We start from the raw sequence: 17,492 nt of genomic DNA on the forward strand, positions 1-17,492 counted from the left end.
GCCCGGCCCCAGACCCACCCGCCGCAGAAGAAGCGAAGGCGAGAACATGAGCGCCCGAAAAGCGATGACCCCGGTCGAACAGGACGAGTTCCTCCGCCGGATCGGGACGGACCTGCTCAGAGCGGCCCCCGACGACTGGGTCAAGCTACGGCTCGTGTACTCGGGGCTCGGCGCCTGTGAGACGGCCCGCTTCGAGGTGATGTTCGAGGGAGGGCGCAGCACCGGCTGCGTCCCGCCGCTGTCCGTCGTGGAGTGGATGCGGGAGATGCGCGAGGGGATGTACACCGCCGGAACGGGTACCTGGTACACGGCCTACTACGAGGTCGAGCGGCCCGGGGGCCACCGGATCCGGTACGACTACGAGAACGAGCCCCACTTCGACGAGCCCCGGGACGACGCCAGTTACGCGTTCGACCTCGAGCACTTCCCCCGAGACGACGAGCACGTCCCCGACTGGCTGCGGGAACGGCTGGAGGGGGACCGCGTGCCCGGGGCGGCGTCGGAGGGCGGCTCCCTCTGGAGCCTGCTGGCCGCGGTCCCGCACCCCGGATCGCGGTCGCACATCTCGCCCGGTGACATGACCCCCGAGGAGATGATGGACACCGTCCAGGAGATCGTGGACCGCACGATCGAGCCGGTCCGCGGACGGTGGAGCGAGATCGTCGTCGACTACAGGGGACTCGTCAGGATGTCCTCGTCGCGGGTGATGGTGCGCAGGGAGGACGGCGGAGTCGAGTGGGACCTGCTCCTGCCGGAGGTCGGCCAGCTGCTGGACCGGTTGCGCACGGGGATGTACCAGTCGGGGAAGGGGACGTGGTTCACCGCCCGGCTGACGGTGAGCGAGTCACGGGAGATCGGGGCGCACTTCGACCACGACGCCCCGCCCGAGTTCGACTTCGAGCCCGATCCCCGCAGCTTCCACCAGGACATCCGGTGCTTCCCGCGCAGCTCCGACCACCTGCCGGACTGGCTGCTGGACCGGCTCAGCCTCGCCCAGCGCATCATCCGCACCGGACGCGAGGAGTCGCGTGCGGAGTAGCGGGGGCCGGGGGCGGTGGGCGCGGCGGCCGGGAGGAGCCGCGCGCGGAGCGTGACGGCCGGACGCGGTGGGTCCGGGGAAGTCAGTGCAGCCTCCGGCGGGCGGCCTCCCACACGTGGACGTCGGCGACGGTGACCTGGAGGTCACCGGAGTCGAGCGGCGCCACGGTCACCGAACGTACGTAGGGGCCGTGGTTCCAGCGGCGCGCGGTGCGGACCGGAGCCGCCCTGGCACCCAGGCGGCCCCGGTCCCCGGCGGGTCCCACCAGCAGCCGTAGCTGCCACGACACCCGGATCCCGGGGGTGTCCTCGTGCTCCATATGGTTCAGCAGCGGCAGGATCCCCGTCAGGCGGCTGTCCTCCTCAGCGCGGACGGTTTCGGCACGCAGCGGAAAGCGTTGCCCCGCGTCGCTGCCGCGCACCACCTCCACCGCGCACTCCGCGTCCTCCGGGAGCGGGGAGGCCAGGCGTACCTCGAAGCGGATCCCGCGGCGCCCCTTCGGGCGCACCCGCACATGGTCCACCTCCAGGGCCGGTACCAGCGGGGAGGTCTTCAGGCCCAGGCGGTCGTTGATGGTGTAGTAGGGCCGCACCCGCGAACCGTGTCCGTGCTCCCGCTCCACCTTCTGTGCGGGGTACTCGATGATCCTCCTGTATCCCGCCACGCCGGGCAGGTGCCGGCCCAGCGTGCACTCGGTCCCGTCCGAGAGCACCAGGCGCATCTCCCACTTCTCCGACTCCCCGCCCCGGTCGCGGACCACCTCCGCGGGGTCGACGACCGCGGTGAACCGGCCGTCGTCCCCCACCGGAGCGGAGAACTCCCGCACGGCCCGGGGCGGGGTGCGCAGCCGCACCGCCAGGTGGGCCCGGCCGTCCGGCCCGTGCTGCCCCAGTACCCGGCCCCGCACGGTGATCAGGCCGTCGGCCGAATCCACGTGCTCCACCTCGGCGTGGTGCGCCGACCGCCGCGTGTGCAGCTCCAGCCGTCCCTTGGCCGAGCGCTCGGGCACCACCAGGGCCAGCCGTTCCACGCTGTCGGGGGAGAGCGGATAACCCCGCTGGTGGATCTCCACGTCGTGGACCGGGCTCTCCCGGTCGCCGTCGACCCGCAGCACCTCCCACGTGCACGCGGCCAAGCGGTCGCGTTGGGCGTCCACGACCACGTCGCCGGCGCCGTCCACCTTCAGCGCCACCCTCTGCCCGGGCCGGGTCAGCGCCACCTGGTCGGGTGGTTCGGGAAACGACAGCACCGCGGTCCCGTCCCCGTCGGTACGCACACGGCAGGCGGCGGGCGGCTCCGGGCGCGGCGCGGGCACCAGCGGTTCCGTCGACGGCACAGGGCGGCCGCTCAGGTCCGAGAACAGCTCCTCGTACCGCCGCATGACGTTGGCCGGGTCGAAGCGTTCGGAGTCCCGCAGGGCGGCGGACGACATCCGGTGACGGAGTTCGTCGTCGGACATCAGCTCGGCCAGGCCCTCGGCGATCCCCGAGGCGGACCTGTTCGGCACCAGCAGCCCGTCCTCGCGGTCGCGGATGATCGACGACGGTCCGTGCGGGCAGTCGGTGCTCACCACCGGCAGACCGGACCGCATGGCCTCCACGATCGTCATCCCGAACGGCTCCTCGCTGGAGGTCGACGCCGCGAACGCGCCCTGGGCCCAGACCTCCTCCACGCGCGGATGCGCGCCCATCAGCCACACGCGGTCCTGGAGCTCCAGCGAACGCACCAGCCGGGCCAGCGAGGCGCGCCGGTTGCCGCGACCGTAGATGCGCAGGGTCCAGTCGGGGAAGTCGTCGCTGACCATGGAGAACGCCTGTACCAGGAGGTCGTGCCGCTTGCTGGGGGCGAGCCTTCCCGCGGAGACGATGGTGTGGGTGTTGCGGCCGTCGGCGGTGAACGGGGGCGCGGGCACCGAGTTCGGGATGGACAGCACGTGTACGCCCGGCAGAGACGCCCGCTCGCGGTAGGTGCGCGCGTCGGCCTCGGTCACCGTCACGAACGCGTCCAGGTGCGGGTACTCGGTCTCCATCACCCTGCGCAGTGACTCGGAGTGCTGGTCGTAGGTCAGGTGTTCCTGGCCGACCTTCACCACCCGCTGCGGCGCGGCCCGGGCGATCACCACGTTCAGCCCCGGCCTGGTGCCCACGACCACGTCGGCGTCGGTGGTGGCCAGGTACTCCTCCAGCCGGTCGTCGGTCAGGCGGCTGTGGGTGGGCCCGCGCGTGTCCTCCGGCGGGAAGAGCAGCGGGGGCACGCCGGCCCGCTGCGAGCCCTCGTACAGCGGGCGGCCCTCGACCCCCGTGCCGTAGCCGCTGTCGTAGTCGCGCACGTCGACGAGCGGGCGCAGGCGTACCTGGTCGGGCACGGGGAGAACGGGTTCCGAGCGGTGCCGGAACACCGAGACGATCTCGACCTCGTGCCGGTCGGACAGCGCGGTCGCCTGGTTGGCGACGGTACGGACGGTTCCGCCGATGCCGTACATGTCGTTGATCAGATAGGCGATCTTCATGGAGCCCCCGTGTCCCGTGTCCTTGGTCGCGCCCCGTCGTGCCCCACGGGACGGTAGCGGTGCACGTTCCTCGCTCCCGGGTCCCTGTCGGGACAAACCGGGAGAACGAACGCACAGGCTACAAACGTCGCCTAGAGGGAAATGCCCTCTATGTCGGATAAGTCCACAAGATTTACCGGCCTCTGTTGGGGTTTTGCGGAAATTTCACGCGACGCGAAAACGACACGCCCGGAGCCGGGGGCGGCGTTCGTGTAAGGGGTGCGTGCCGTCCGAAGTGGGCGGGCGCGCCGACGGCGGGCGGGCCTACGGGCAGGCGTGCGTGCGGAGGGAGGGTGCGGCTGGTAGTGGGCCGGCGGGCGACCGCGGAGCGGCGGGCCCGTCAGTAGGTGTGGGTGCCCTCCCACTGCACCCAGGCGGCGCAGGGAGAGCCGTAGGTCTCCTCGATGTGGTTCAACCCCCAGGAGATCTGCTCAGACGGGCTCTCCTGGAATCTGGAAGGCATGGGGCCGTGCTGGGCCGGGTTGAATCCGGAGATGCCGTGGGCACCGGTCTCGGGGTTGACGAACGTGTGGTCCCAGTGGGAGATGGTGCTCCAGAGGTTCTTCAGGCACTCCCGCTCGTTCTCGTTCCAGTCCCTGGCCGCGGCCAGGTCCATGGCGAGGGACTCGTTCTCCAGGGCGTTGGAGTTGCCGCCGCCCCACTCGTACTCCTCGGGCTCCTCCGGCCGGTCGGCGTCCACCCACGTCTCGTCACCGCAGCCGGGTCCCTCGACCAGGCAGACCATCTGCCGTACTCCGTTGTTGAAGGTCCGGCTGAGTTCGAGCTGGTAGACCGCGACCATGATCGCCGCGACCAGGATGGTGACCGCCGCCAGTTCGACGAACGCCGCGCCGCGGTCCCGCACGGCTCCCGTGGCAGGGTGCAGCCAGCGGAGGGCCCGCTCAGCCCAGCGCCGGACCCGGGGCGGCCCGTTGCGGTCGTCGGACCGTCCGGGCGGCCCGGTGGGGGAGGGCCGTCGGGTGTTCCCGGAGTCGGGACGGTGGGGGGTGGGCAACGCCGCCTCCTACGGATCTGCGGAGGTTCAGGAGATGGGGATGTCTTCGATGGGTTCGAAATTGGGGATCTCGATCGTGATGGACTCAAGATCCTCTGGAACCGAGTACATGGACCAGTAGGTGACCTTGGCCCCGCTAGCCAGATTCTGGACAAGATCGTTCGAAGCGCTACCAGAGCAGAGGCAAGTTCCATTTCCATCCATGATCGGATGGTATCTGAACACTCCATCTGGGCTCACGGCAGTGACGCCAGCGAAATTTTGACCAGAATACGAGTAAGAACGATCCCTAAGCCACAACATAGATACTTGATCGTCGCCAGTGTTCTCAATGCTCCAAGCGACGGAGAGGAGGACTCCTGAACTATCTCTCTTTGCCTGGTGGACTTCTGCTGTCAGGGGGTTTGATTCTTTTGCGTTCCCTGGTGCGGTTCCCAGGGATTCAAGGTCGCTTTGGTAGGGGTTAATGGTAGCCCTGGCTCCCGCTGATGTGGTGAGCGGAATTAATGCGGCAAGTATCATTATTCCGAAGGATCGAAGTAGCATTCTCATTTCTCTCCCCCGTTATTTCTCGAACGTGATGCTGACCCGTCGGTTGCGCTCGCGTCCTTCTTCCGTGTCGTTGCTAGCGATGGGATCTTTTGATCCATAGCCCTCGACTTCGAAAGTTACACCTTCTCGATTTACCAGTTCAGAGAGAACAGATTCAACAGATTTTGCCCGCTCTTCCGAAAGGGGAAGGTTGACTGAGTCGCTGCCGGTATTGTCGGCATGTCCATCAATTTTCACTACGGTGGAGCTGGCGTCATTAACTTCTATGGCAACCTGCTCAAGGATTTCTTGCGCGTCCGAGCTGAGCTCTGCATTGTTTGTTTCAAACAGCACGTCCGAAGAAAGAATGATGCTAACTTCCTCTCCGCTTTCAGTGCGGCCTGTCTGGTCTTCGAGGTCGTCGGTAATTATGACCAGATCAATGATCCTGGGTTCTGCGAGGCCTGTGTTTTCTACCGTCTCGGAAGACTGGCTAATGGGAACGTCGAGTATGGGCGGAGTCAAGGGGGTTGTGATTGTCATGGAATCTACATCGGTGGAGGGTGCCGGATAGATGATCCACATTTCTAATGTATCGCCACTGGCGATGTTGCCGCTGGTTGGAGAGCAAAAGCAAGAGCCGTTGCTTTGCTCATAATTCAGATATCGTTTTCTGTTTTTTGAGTCCAGGAGTGTAATGCCGCTCGCGGTGCGGGGGTCGTCGGGGACACCTAGGCCGCTGTAGAGGTGAAAGGAAGATCCTGAATCGTTGGTGACTCCAAAGCGGAGTCTGAGTCGCCCCTCTCCGACATTCTCGAGTGCATAAACGTCAATCTGGAGCTTCTGGCCGATGCTTGTTGCCGAAATGGTGCTGCTTGCTATAACCCCATGACCTTCAGGATCTCTGGAAGGGGGAGGAGGAGTGCTGGATGCGCTCGGGCTAATTTCTTCGTCGCCCTGAGCTGAGTTATCCGGGTTGACTACACAGCCAGTTGTTGGGAGTAACAGACAGGCCATGATTGCTGCTGTCGTCAGAGGTTTTCTTGTGGCTAGCATTAGAGATTTCGAGGGTGTTGTAGGAAAAATCTCATCGGCTTCTCTGTTTGTATATCTGCGATTTTTAGTCTAGATGGATAATGCTGATCATGGACCCTCTGATGAAGATCCTGGTCCCTGAAGAATTTCTGTGACAGCAGCGCCGATTCCGTCGCTTATTCTTTGCGCCAGGCCGAGAGAAAAGACCGCGGCGGCTATGGCCGCAACGAGGATCAGGATGGCGGCGTACTCGATGATCCCGGCGCCCTTGTCCTCCTTCTTGGAGGTTGGCACAAGGAAGGCGCTGAGCGTCACCCAGAGCCTGGTCAAGCTGTTCACGGGGTTAACTCCTTGGGGGAGGGGGCTTGCGGCACCACATCTCTGCGGCCTCTGAGCAGGTGAAACCTCGCCCGGATTCACCAGGGGTCTGTACGGACGGTAGGTGTTCACGGAATCCCACTATCCGTCATGAACACCAACACCATCCTGCCTTCTGACCGGATGTGGCCATCTCTCTTCAGGATGCCCCATGGGACCCGATGCCACACGCTGCCCACAGGGCTGGATGAATGCCCAGGTGAAAGGCGGTGGTCGGGTGGATACGTGGTCACGTTTCCTCGCCGGTGGAGTCACGTTCGGTGGTCGGCGAGTCACCATGATGGCACGTGTGCTACCGGGGCGCCATGGCCGGGTGGGAAATGCCAGGCCGCCATGTAGACGCCCGACCTGCCTGGTGTTGGATGGTGCCTCTGTTTCCACAGGGGCCCAAAGGGACTCAGGGGCCCGAGGGGCTCATGGGAGAACTTCGCTCGGACACCATCTCCGACAATCCGACACCCCGACATCCCCGAACCCCCGAGACGGAAGACGAGAGGTGGCGGTGTGGACAGCAGTACGGCTCTCTACCTGGTGGTGGCCGCGGCCGTGGGACTGGTGGTCGGATCCGTCCCGCTTCCGGCCGTCCTACGCGGCAGGTTCGCCCTCAGCGCGGCACTCAGCAGGGTCGCCCGCTCCCGTCGGACCCCTCCGGACCCGGACGCCCTGCATCCCAACGAGCTGGCCCTGCTCTCCGGCGGCCCGGTCCGGGTGGGGGAGACCGCGGTCATGGACGCCCTCCTCCACGGCCGCGTCCGCCAGCGGTCCGAGGGCGGCTTCCTCACCCTGGTCGGCCGCTTCCGCCCCCACCCGCACGAGAAGGACCCCGTCCGCCGGGACCTGGTGGCCGCCTTCAGGAACCGTGTCGGCGTCAGTGCCCGCGAGATGCTGCGCAGGGTCGTCACCGGCCGGGGCGTGGAGAGGCTGCGCGACGACCTCGCCGTGTCCGGTCTGATCGTGGACTCACCCCGGCTCCGCCAGGCACTGCGGCGCCGTGCGAGGACTCCGGGAACGATCAGGGGGATGCGAGTGGCCTCCCTGCTGGTCGCCGCGGGCGGCGCGGGCGTGTTCTTCTTCGTGGAACCCGGCAACACCGCCCTCGCCCTCCTCGCCGGAGGGCTGGCCTCCGCGGCCGTCCTGGCGATCGCACAGGTGGTTCTGGCGGCGACCGGGGGACCGTCCCTGAGTCCCAACACCCCCGCCGGGAACGCGGTGGTCGAGCTGGCCGGGCAGAGGTACGGCGTCCCTACGGCCCAGGCCGACGACCCGTGCCCCGCCGACAGGATGACCTGTGACCGGGCTGTCCGCTACACGGCCGTCACCGGGTTCCGCGCACTGCGCGAGGCCGCGTCACGGAGTCAGGGCAGTAGGAACTCCTCGGCCCGGCGTTCCCCGGACGCCCACCAGGACCTCTCCCCTCCGGTTGTTCACGCGGGCGGCACAGGGGACCCGGGCGGCACGGACGCCGGCCCCGTGCTCCTGGAGGACCTGTGGGCGTTCGCCGAACTCTGCCAGGGCCCGGACCCCTCCGGCGGGGGCTCGGGGAGAGGCGCCTCCGGCGACGACGGCTGGGGAGGTGGTCTCGGCTCCTCCGGTGACGGCGGCGGTTCCGGTGGAGGCGACGGCGGTGGGGGCGGGGGAGAGTGACACCCGCCTGTCCCGGCTGAACACGACGCCGGTCAGGGTTCTACGCGACCCTGCCCGGCGTTCCCGAGCCGGGAAGGCGGCGCCGCTGTCTGCCCGCAGATCGGCACCGCCACCCTTGGCCGTCTCCCAGCCCGGGAGGTGGGATCAGCCCTGTTCGGGACGCTTCAGCTCGGCCAGCTCCGCCAGCAGCTCGAACGAGCGGAGGCGAGCCGTCTGGTCGTAGATCATCGACGACACCATCAGCTCGTCCGCACCCGTGTCGGTGACGAACAGTTCGAGCTTGCGGCGGACCGTCTCGGGCGAACCCACGAACGAGTAGCGAAGCATGTGGTCCAGTCGTTCCTTCTCCCCGGGACGCCACGCGGTGTCCAGGCTCTCCACCGGTGCGCGGAGCCGTCCCCGCGCCCCGCGCAGGGTGCCAAGGAACGCCTGCTGCATGGTCGTGAACAGGCGCTGGGCCTCCTCGTCGGTGTCGGCGACGAAGGCGTTCACCCCCGCCACGGCGTAGGGCTTGTCCAGCTGCCCGGAGGGCCGGAAGCCCTGCCGGTAGGCCTTCAGCGCCTCGTACAGCGCGTCCGGGGCGAAGTGCGACGCGAACGCGTACGGCAGGCCGAGCTGCGCGGCGAGCTGGGCGCCGAAGAGGCTGGACCCCAGGATCCACAGCGGCACCCGCAGTCCCTCGCCGGGGATCGCGCGGACGGGCTGGCCCGGCTCGGCGGGCTCGAAGAACCCCTGGAGTTCCTGCACGTCGTTGGGGAAGGTCGCCGACGCGCTGTGGTCGCGGCGCAGCGCCCTCATCGTGCGGGGATCGGTGCCCGGCGCGCGGCCCAGGCCCAGGTCCACCCGGCCCGGGTAGAGCGACTCCAGCGTGCCGAACTGCTCGGCGATCACCAGCGGTGCGTGGTTGGGCAGCATGACGCCGCCCGCGCCGACCCTGATGGTGGAGGTCCCCTCGGCGATGAACCCCAGGGAGACGGACGTGGCGGCGCTGGCGATGGCCTGCATGTTGTGGTGTTCGGACAGCCAGAAGCGCTTGTAGCCCAGCCGCTCCACGTGCTGGGCGAGCTCCCTCGCGGAGCGGAGCGCGTCACCGGGAGTGGCCCCCTCGGCGATGCTGGCATGGTCGAGCACCGACAGCGCGACGTTGGACATGGTGGCTCTTCCCCCTGCTGCGTAGCGGATCCGGCGGCGAGGCCGGGACGGGGGTCCTCGTCACCGACTGGCCTGCACGTTCGATATTCGACGAACATCGAATTACGAAGGTACACTCGCGACTGTCCACGAGCCAAATCCCGTCTGGTCCAGGCCAGGCCCCATGCGAGGAGGACCGCCTTGGCTCCCAGGGAGCACGCGCACCCCGACCTCCACGAGGTGGAACTGGTCACGGTCCTCGCCGCGCTGGCCGAGCCGACCCGGCTGCGGATCGTGCGGATGCTCGCCGCCCTGGAGGGGGAGCGGGCGTGGAAGGACATCGACCTGCCCATCGCGCAGTCGACGCTGAGCCACCACCTCAAGATCATGCGCAACGCCGGTCTGGTGCAGAACCGGACCGAGGGGACGCGGTGCTTCATCTCGCTGCGCGACGAGGAGTTGGAGGGGCGCTTCCCCGGACTGCTGGAGTCGGTCCTCTCGTGCGGGGACCCGGTGCCCGCCCAGGCGGCGGAGGAAGGGCTCCGGCGGTAACGGCTGGTGCCGCGGCCCCGTGGGCCAGCGCCCGGCCAGGGCCGGACGGTAACCGCAACCGGGCGCTGCCCCCCACCGTAGCCGCGGCGACCGCGGGTGGCGGGGGTCGCGCACGTCTGCGGGGCAATCTGTCCGCAACCGGCCTTGTGTGATCGTGAATCGATCCGACGCGGAGTATGTCCAGGAATGTGTACGGTCAGTACTCAACAGATTCGCGTACCCGTGGGTCGATGGTCCGGACCGGCAGGCGTTCCCCGATCCAGGACCCGATCCAGGAGAGTGGAAGGCGTCCCCCCATGGCCCCACACCCGTTGGCCCCCCTTCCGCCGCGTGTGCGCCCCCTCGCCGCCGACGACCCCGCCGAGATCGGTGGCCACCGGCTGGTCGGGCGCCTCGGAGACAGCGGCATGGGAGTCGTGTACGCCGCCGTGGCACCGTCCGGAGAGGCGGTCGCCCTCAAGGCCGCCCACGCCGAGTGGGCCCCGGCCGCGGCCCCCGGCCGGAGGGCCGTCCCCGCCCTTCATGACCAGGGTGTGTGCGCCGTGGGCGCCCGTGCCAGCGGTTCCCTCCAGGGGCGGCCGTGGACGGCGGTCCGCTACCTCCCCGGTCCCGACCTCGGCCGCCACGTACGCGAGACCGGGCCGCTGTCCGGACCCGCTCTCCTGGCGCTGGCCGCCGGGACCGCCGAGGCACTCGCCTCCATCCACGCCGCGGGCGTGCCCCACGGGGACGTCGAGCCCGGCAACGTGATCGTGACCCCGGACGGCCCCAGGCTGGTGGACCACGGCATCGCCCGCCAGATCGACGACGGGGACTCACGGACCACCGCGGGCAGCCCCGGCTGGCTGGCTCCGGAGCGCTACACGGGTTCCCAGCCCGACACCGCCTCCGACGTGTTCTCGTGGGCGTGCCTGGTGGTGCTGGCCGCGACGGGGCGGGAGCCGTTCGCCGCGGACGCGTCCTCACGGACGGCGGCCCGCCGGATCCGCGAGGACGGCGTGGACCTCACCGGCGTGCCAGAGGGGCTGCGCCCCGTGCTGGCCCGAGCGCTGTCGGCGGACCCGGCGCCGCGCCCGCCGGCGGAGGACGCCTACCTGGAGTGCCTGCTGCTGTCGGGCGTGGATGACGGTGCGACCCGGGACATGTGGGCGGAACGGCTGCTCGCGATCATCCGCGCGCACTGGCCGCACGTGGACGTGGCCCGGTACCGGCCCGAGGAGTGGGACAGAGCCGTTCCGGGCGCCGAGGAGACCGGGGAGGTCCAGGAGGTCGAGGAGCGGTCCACCGGGCCCGGGGAGTCCCCGGGCGGTGCCGGGCACGCAACCGGCGGACGTGTACGCGGGCGCCGCCGCAGGACCCGCATGGGCGGGATTCCGGCCCTCGCGGTCACCGCGGTCGTGTTCCTGGCCGTGGCCGTCGGTGGTGGACACCTGCTCATGGACGCCCTGGCCGGTGAGCCCGACGCCATCACGGCCGGTTCGGAGTCCGGGGCGTCCGAGGAGGGTGCCGGGCTCGGACAGGAAGAGGCCCCCGGGCAGGGGGGAGGCCCCGAAGAGGAGGAGCCCCGAGAGGAGGAGCCCGGAGAGCCGGGAACCGCGCCCCTGACCGGCATGGAGCTGGTGTCGGCTTCGCTGGACACCCTCAGGGCCGCGGAGTCCTTCGAGCTCACGTTCCTCACCTACGCCGGAAACGGTGGGGGATACGGCCAGCCGCTGCCCGCCGACACCGCCGTCACACCCACCCTCTTCGACCGTGTGCTCTACCGGTCGGGGCCGCAGGAGGTGCTGCGCTGGACCAGCACCGTCAGCGGCGCCCGCACCAGCGACCTGATGACGGTCGACGGAGACCTGCTGCGCGCGGAGAACACCGCGTGGAACGGAGTACCGAGCTGGTACGGGGCGGAACCCGGGGTGCTCGGCTCGGCGGAGGGGTTCGCTCCGGACAAGGTCGTCGAACCCCTGGTCCGCGCCGTGGAGAACGGGACCGTCCTCCACGAGGACGAGGTGGTCTTCACGGCGCCACCGTCCGTCGAGGACGCCTACGGCCACCTGGGCGGCGAGGCGCCCGACGACGTGCCCGCCGTCCGGGTGGAGGGCGAGTTCTCCGCATCCGACGCCCCGGGCGGGGCGGACACGGTGTTCGTGCTGGTCGCCACGGAGGACGGGGTTCCGCTGGGCTTCGCCACCGAGGGCGGCGGCGGTTCCGTCCTCAACGGCCGTCCCCTCTCCGAAGGCGTTCCGGTGTCCTTCCTGGACCCCGCCGCACCGGAGGCGGAGCGGTGGTACACCCGGTACACGTTCGTGGAGCTGGACGGGGAGCCGGACCTGGGCGTCCCCGACCCGGGACAGGTCCAGCCTGCGGAGGCCCTCCAGCCGCCCAACGGCTGACCCGAGGTGATCCCCCCGGGCCCGCTCTGGGCGCGACGGCCCCGGGTCTCCCGGTGCCCGCGGCCCGGTGGTGCCCGGCCGTCGGGTGGCGTAGGGTGACCCCCGTGTCGCGTGCCGCCGACCAAGAGAAGTGGGCCGGTCGGTCGGTATGGAGGCACCTTGAACCACCGGGGAGCGCACTGTGAGCACACACACCACGGACACCGCCTAGCCGTTCCCGTGGCGCCGGCCTGAGCCGCGCCCGAACGCGCCGAGATCCATCGCGACCTCCCCGGACCCTTTTCCGGCCATCCGGCCATCCGGAGTTCTCCGCCATGTCCACCCGCCACCCGTGCGCGCACGCTCCCGGGCCGCGACGGGTGCCCTCGGGGACGGTCGCGCCCACGACCGCCATCCCAAGGAGGCACATGAGCGAGAACCCGCATGTCCGGCCCGAACCCCACGTCAGCGACTTCAACGTCCCGGTGGTGGAGGAGTTCCGCGCCAACGGCGGCCGCGTCGGCGGCATGTCCGAGGGCGGCGACCTGCTGCTGCTCACCACCGTCGGCGCCCGGTCCGGCCGCGAGCACACCACCCCGCTCGGCTACGTCCGCGTCGGGGACCGACTGCTGGTCGTGGGCTCGGCGGGCGGCTCGGACCGCCACCCCGCCTGGTACCACAACATCCTCGCCCACCCCGTGGCCGCCGTGGAGCTGGGAACCGGGGAGTTCTCCGCCGTCGCCGTGCCCGCCGAGGGAGCCGAACGGAACCGGCTGTTCGACGAGATCGTGCGCCGGGTACCGGGCTATGGCGACTACCAGGCCGGGACCGACCGGATGCTGCCCGTCGTGGCCCTGGAACGCGCCTACGTCGAGAGCGCCGAGGTCGCCAACCTCGCCGACAAGCTCGTCGAGGTGCACACCTGGCTGCGCGGACAGCTCGGGCACGTGCGCACCGAGGTCGAGGCCCACCTCGCGGAACGCGCCTCCCGGGCGGACGCCGACGGCCCGCCTCCGCTGGGGATCAACCTGCAGCTGCGCCAGCACTGCCTGGCCTTCTGCGAGTCCCTGCACTTCCACCACACCAGTGAGGAGTTCATGTTCCCCCGTCTGGGGGAGCGCGAGCCGCACCTGGAACAGACGCTCGACCGGCTGCGCGAGGAGCACCGCGTGGTGGAACGGCTCCGCGGTGGACTGGAGGCGCTCATCGCCGACCTGGCCAGGGCCGACCCCGCACTGCTGCGCGAGGAGTTGGAGCGGATGACCACGGAGCTGGAGGCCCACCTGGACTACGAGGAGGCCGAGCTGTTCCCGGCCCTGGCCGCCGTCCCGTTCCCGCCCGCCGCCCCCGCCTAGTGCGCCGGCCGCGAGCCTTCACCGGATGATTGCTCTTGGTGGCACCCTCGATCGCCGGCAGTGCCACCGGGAGCAAGACCATCGCTGTCGGGAGCCTGACCGGGAAGCGCCGACGCCTCGGCCCCGTCCCCCGGGGACGGGGCCGCCTCAGCCGCCGAGGATGACACCGAGGTTGACCTCGGTGCCCAGGAACATCGACCCCACGATGAGGATGAGCAGTCCCGGCAGCAGGGTCACCGCGGTCACCATCGTCACCCTCGGGTTCATCCGCTGGGCCTTGCGGCGCATGTACTGGGCGTCGGCCCGCCGCATGTCCCGGCTGATGTCCACCAGGGTGTCGCTGAGCGGGGAGCCCAGCTCCTCCGCCTGCTGGATCGCGGTCACGAACTTGCTCAGCGACTCGTTGCGGTTGCGGCGCCGCAGCAGCTCGAACGCCTCCCGGCGCGACGTGCCCAGCTCCATCTGCCGCAGGGCCAGCGTGAACTCGTCGGCGAGCACGCCCGGCATCGACTCGGCCACCCGTGCCACCGCCGCACGGAAGGACATCCCCGCGCTCACCGTCACCGCGAGCACGTCCAGGAAGTCCGGCAGCTGCGACTGCACCCGGTCGGCCCGCTCCTGGCCCTGCACGTACAGGCTCAGGTCGGTCAGACCGGTGAAGGCCAGCACCACCACCCCGACCACCGGGTTGCCCGTCACGAGCATCAGCAGCCCCAGGGGGCCGTACAGCGCCACCTCGCCGACCTTGCGCCGCAGGTAGCGCTCCAGGGTCAGCCCGTCGGGCCGTCCCGCCGCGTCGATGCGCTCGACGACGGACACCCGTACGCGCCGGCTCAGGGAGGCCTCCAGCGAGCGGGCGAACGGCCGTCCGACCGCCTCGGTGATCCGGTGCAGGACGAACGTGTCGTCGGACCTGGTCCGAGCCGGGCGCGCGGCCGGGTCGTTCACCGCCACCCGGGTCCGCGACATGGTCAGGTGCAGGCCGTAGCACGCGACGAGCACGACCAGCGCGCTGGCCAGCGCGACGGCGAGCGGCACCAGGGACAGGAGGTCGTTCATCGGGGGCAGGTCCATCGGGAGCAGGTCCTCACAGGTCGAACTTGGTGATGCGGGACACCAGCACGAAGCCGATGGCGAACAGCGCGGCCACCACCAGCAGCACCGTCACCCCCGCCACGGACGTGGTCATGACGCGCATGATGCCCGGCTCGATGGCGTTGATCAGGAACAGCGCGCCCACCGACATGAACCCCAGCGCCCACACGGTGCTCGTGGTCTCGCTGAGGATCGTCTGTACCTCGCGCCGGGTCTCCTTGCGGTTCTCCAGGGTGGTGGAGATGTTGCGCAGTGCCGTGACCAGGGAGCCGCCCGAGCGCGAGGCCACCACCAGCGTGGACAGCAGCACCCCCAGTTCGCGGGAGGGCATCCGCTCGCGCAGTTCCCGGACGGCCTCCTCGAAGCTGGCTCCCAGCTTCATCGACTCGGCCATGCGTCCCAGTTCCTCACCGGCGGGCCCGTCCAGTTCGTCGGCGGCCATCGCCACGGCCGTGGGCAGGGCCAGACCCGCCGAGGTCGCGTTGCCCAGCACCCGCGCCAGGTCCGGCAGCTGGGAGGTGAACTCCTCGCGCCGCTTGGCCTCGGCCCGGTTCAGGTAGGAGAAGAACAGGAACGCCACCCCGGCCGCCGCCAGCAGGCCGAAGAACGGCGCCAGCACCTGCCAGACCACGACGACCGCCAGCAGCGCCCCGCCCACCAGTGAGAGCACGAACGTGGACAGGCGCATCTCCGCGCCCGACCGCGCGATCCTGCGGTACAGCCGCGCGCCCCACTGGGTGCGGTAGATGGCCGTGTCCAGCCGTGCCATGAGCGTGGACGCCTCGTACTCGGCCTGGTCCAGGGCGCTGCGGGCGGCGATCAGCCGCCGCTGCCGGGCGCTGGCCACGAACTCCCACAACGCCCACAGCGCCAGCGCCAACACCGCGGCCAGGCCGCCGAGGATCGCCACGATCTGCCAGTTCACCGGGACTCCAATACGGTCGGGGGGCGCGCCCTCCGGGGCGCGGGGGAGGGGTTCACCAGTCGCTTCGGGGCCGTTCCTCGGAGACCACTCCGAAGGCCGCCGGGATGGCCTCGCCCACGTGGTAGATCCGCCCGGCGATGTGCCGGGGCAGCGGGAAGTGCCGGAACTCGCCCTCCACGGCCCGGTTGGGCCCCATGGGCATCGCCGCGAACCGCATCACCGGGTCCAGCCGGAACTCCTCGCGCCGCTGGGAGGAGACCACCGCGATCTCGCTGACCCGCCGCGACCCGTCCGGCCAGCGGCCCAGGTGCACGATGGCGTCCACCGCGTTGTTGATCTGGTCGCGGATCGCTTCGTAGGGCACGTTGCTCTCGCTCATGGTGGCCAGGGTCTGCAACCGGTGGATGGCGTCGTCGGCCGAGTTGGCGTGCACGGTCACCAGCGAGCCGTCGTGGCCGGTGTTCATGGCCTGGAGCATGTCGATGGTCTCCGAGCCGCGCACCTCGCCGACGATGATGCGGTCCGGACGCATCCGCAGCGCGTTGCGCACGAGGTCGCGGATGGCGATCTCGCCCCGGCCCTCGATGTTGGCCGGCCTGGACTCCAGCCGCACCACGTGCTCCTGCATCAGCTGCAGCTCGGCCGAGTCCTCGATGGTGACGATGCGCTCGTCGGAGGGCACGAACGCCGACATCGCGTTGAGGAAGGTCGTCTTGCCGGTACCGGTGCCGCCCGAGACCACGATGTTGAACCGGGCCCGCACCATCGCCGCCAGGAGGATGCCGGTCGGCGAGTCCAGGCTGCCCATCCGCACCAGTTCGTCGATCGGGTACGGCTTGGGGAACCGCCGGATGGTCAGGACCGGGCCCGACAGCGACAGCGGCGGGATGATCACGTTGACGCGCTCGCCCGTGGGCAGCCTCGCGTCCACCATCGGGGAGGCCTCGTCCACACGGCGGTTGACCAGCGACACGATGCGGTCGATGGTCTGGTACAGCTGTTCCTCGCCGTTGAACGCCGCGTCCACCCGCTGCATGCGGCCGCCGCGCTCGATGAACACGTTGTCGGGCCCGTTCACCATGATCTCGGTGACGGTCTCGTCGGCCAGCAGGGGCTCCAGCACGCCCAGCCCCAGGGCCTCGTCCACGACCCGGCGGATGAGCATCGAGCGCTCCCGGTCCGACAGCACCGGTCCCTCGCGGGTCAGGATGTGCCCCACGACCTTCTCCAGGCGGACCCGGCGCTGGGCCAGGGTCAGCCTGGTGAGGTCCTCCAGGTTGATCTCCTCCAGCAGACGCCGCCGCCAGTGCGTGACGCTGCCGCGGTCGGCGCGCCCCTCGACGACGCGGTCCTCCTCCAGGCGGTCCTTCAGGCCCATGGCTCCGGTCTCCTTCCCCCTGGGCGGTCGCGGCGCGCCGCTCCCGCCTCACACATCGGGCATCTCCACGCGCCGGGTCAGCGTCAGGTCCAGGCCCACCGACGAGAACACGATCGGCAGCGGGTACGACACCTCCACGTAGAAGCCCCCGTGGTCGTTGCCGCCGCTGGTGACGGCCGCCTCGTCCAACCACGACGGCAGTGCGTGGCGGGCGGCGGCCTCGGCTCCCTCCAGCCGCTCGGTTCCGGCCACCCGCGCCCCGGCCCGGGCCGCGGACTCCAGCCGCTCGGCCGCGACGAAGGCCAGGAAGGCCTCGATCGCCAGGACGGCGACCATGAGCAGCACCGGGAAGATCGCGGCGAACTCCAGAAGCGGGCCGCCCCGGTCGCCGTCCCGTCCGGGCCGGCCGCCGAACAGGAGCCGTCGCGGTCCCCGCCGGGGCCCGGTGTCCCGCCGCTGCCCGGCGCCCCGGCGCACGTACGGTCGACCGTTACGGGACG

General features: G+C 70.0%; 15 protein-coding genes. 5 read left to right on the forward strand and 10 right to left on the reverse strand.

The window, feature by feature from the left end; genetic code table 11:
- The first annotated feature begins 46 nt into the window (after positions 1-46).
- Positions 47-1,039: a hypothetical protein gene (locus tag FYX01_RS19135; protein ID WP_150243311.1), complete on the forward strand. Its 993-nt coding sequence runs from the start codon at positions 47-49 to the stop codon at positions 1,037-1,039.
- 82 nt (positions 1,040-1,121) lie between these two features.
- Here the strand turns inward: FYX01_RS19135 and FYX01_RS19140 are convergent, their stop codons facing one another.
- From FYX01_RS19140 to FYX01_RS19160, 5 genes are all read right to left on the reverse strand, one after another.
- The gene (locus FYX01_RS19140; RefSeq protein WP_150243313.1) at positions 1,122-3,548 is read right to left on the reverse strand and encodes a glycosyltransferase family 4 protein; all 2,427 of its coding nucleotides are present in this window, start codon (positions 3,546-3,548) and stop codon (positions 1,122-1,124) included.
- A gap of 379 nt (positions 3,549-3,927) precedes the next feature.
- Positions 3,928-4,602 (reverse strand): aggregation-promoting factor C-terminal-like domain-containing protein, encoded by a 675-nt coding sequence (locus FYX01_RS19145; protein ID WP_150243315.1) that lies wholly within the window; start codon positions 4,600-4,602, stop codon positions 3,928-3,930.
- 27 nt (positions 4,603-4,629) lie between these two features.
- Complete coding sequence (locus FYX01_RS26780) at positions 4,630-5,154, reverse strand: hypothetical protein (protein WP_223830546.1); 525 nt, start codon at positions 5,152-5,154, stop codon at positions 4,630-4,632.
- A 12-nt stretch (positions 5,155-5,166) separates the two neighbouring features.
- Positions 5,167-6,189, reverse strand: a complete 1,023-nt coding sequence (locus tag FYX01_RS19155) for an OmpA family protein (protein ID WP_223830547.1) — start codon at positions 6,187-6,189, stop codon at positions 5,167-5,169.
- An 87-nt stretch (positions 6,190-6,276) separates the two neighbouring features.
- Positions 6,277-6,507 (reverse strand): hypothetical protein, encoded by a 231-nt coding sequence (locus FYX01_RS19160; RefSeq protein WP_150243317.1) that lies wholly within the window; start codon positions 6,505-6,507, stop codon positions 6,277-6,279.
- A 543-nt stretch (positions 6,508-7,050) separates the two neighbouring features.
- Here FYX01_RS19160 and FYX01_RS27085 point away from each other — a divergent pair.
- Positions 7,051-8,190 carry a TIGR04222 domain-containing membrane protein gene (locus tag FYX01_RS27085; RefSeq protein WP_150243319.1) on the forward strand — a complete coding sequence of 380 codons (1,140 nt, stop codon included), beginning with the start codon at positions 7,051-7,053 and terminating at the stop codon, positions 8,188-8,190.
- 144 nt (positions 8,191-8,334) lie between these two features.
- Here the strand turns inward: FYX01_RS27085 and FYX01_RS19170 are convergent, their stop codons facing one another.
- Positions 8,335-9,342, reverse strand: a complete 1,008-nt coding sequence (locus FYX01_RS19170) for an LLM class flavin-dependent oxidoreductase (protein WP_150243321.1) — start codon at positions 9,340-9,342, stop codon at positions 8,335-8,337.
- A 180-nt stretch (positions 9,343-9,522) separates the two neighbouring features.
- Here FYX01_RS19170 and FYX01_RS19175 point away from each other — a divergent pair, with 180 nt between their 5' ends.
- The 3 genes from FYX01_RS19175 to FYX01_RS19185 all read left to right on the forward strand — a co-directional run bounded on the left by FYX01_RS19175 (position 9,523) and on the right by FYX01_RS19185 (position 13,594).
- Positions 9,523-9,873 (forward strand): ArsR/SmtB family transcription factor, encoded by a 351-nt coding sequence (locus FYX01_RS19175; protein ID WP_150243323.1) that lies wholly within the window; start codon positions 9,523-9,525, stop codon positions 9,871-9,873.
- A gap of 296 nt (positions 9,874-10,169) precedes the next feature.
- Complete coding sequence (locus tag FYX01_RS19180; protein WP_150243325.1) at positions 10,170-12,260, forward strand: serine/threonine protein kinase; 2,091 nt, start codon at positions 10,170-10,172, stop codon at positions 12,258-12,260.
- Between the two features lie 407 nt (positions 12,261-12,667).
- Positions 12,668-13,594: a nitroreductase/quinone reductase family protein gene (locus FYX01_RS19185; RefSeq protein ID WP_150243327.1), complete on the forward strand. Its 927-nt coding sequence runs from the start codon at positions 12,668-12,670 to the stop codon at positions 13,592-13,594.
- Positions 13,595-13,741: 147 nt separating this feature from the next.
- Here FYX01_RS19185 and FYX01_RS19190 read toward each other — a convergent pair whose 3' ends face one another.
- From FYX01_RS19190 to FYX01_RS19205, 4 genes are read right to left on the reverse strand one after another with little or no spacing between them, the layout of a single operon-like run.
- Positions 13,742-14,653, reverse strand: coding sequence for a type II secretion system F family protein (locus tag FYX01_RS19190; RefSeq protein ID WP_150243396.1), 912 nt, complete (start codon positions 14,651-14,653; stop codon positions 13,742-13,744).
- A 28-nt stretch (positions 14,654-14,681) separates the two neighbouring features.
- The gene (locus tag FYX01_RS19195) at positions 14,682-15,614 is read right to left on the reverse strand and encodes a type II secretion system F family protein (RefSeq protein WP_150243329.1); all 933 of its coding nucleotides are present in this window, start codon (positions 15,612-15,614) and stop codon (positions 14,682-14,684) included.
- 52 nt (positions 15,615-15,666) lie between these two features.
- Entirely contained in the window at positions 15,667-16,992 is a 1,326-nt protein-coding gene (locus tag FYX01_RS19200; protein WP_150243331.1) for a TadA family conjugal transfer-associated ATPase, read from the reverse strand.
- Positions 16,993-17,040: 48 nt separating this feature from the next.
- Entirely contained in the window at positions 17,041-17,409 is a 369-nt protein-coding gene (locus FYX01_RS19205; RefSeq protein ID WP_223830554.1) for a TadE/TadG family type IV pilus assembly protein, read from the reverse strand.
- Positions 17,410-17,492 lie beyond the last annotated feature (83 nt).

Origin of the sequence: Nocardiopsis quinghaiensis (genome assembly GCF_008638365.1) — a bacterium.
Taxonomy (GTDB): Bacteria; Actinomycetota; Actinomycetes; order Streptosporangiales; family Streptosporangiaceae; genus Nocardiopsis; species Nocardiopsis quinghaiensis.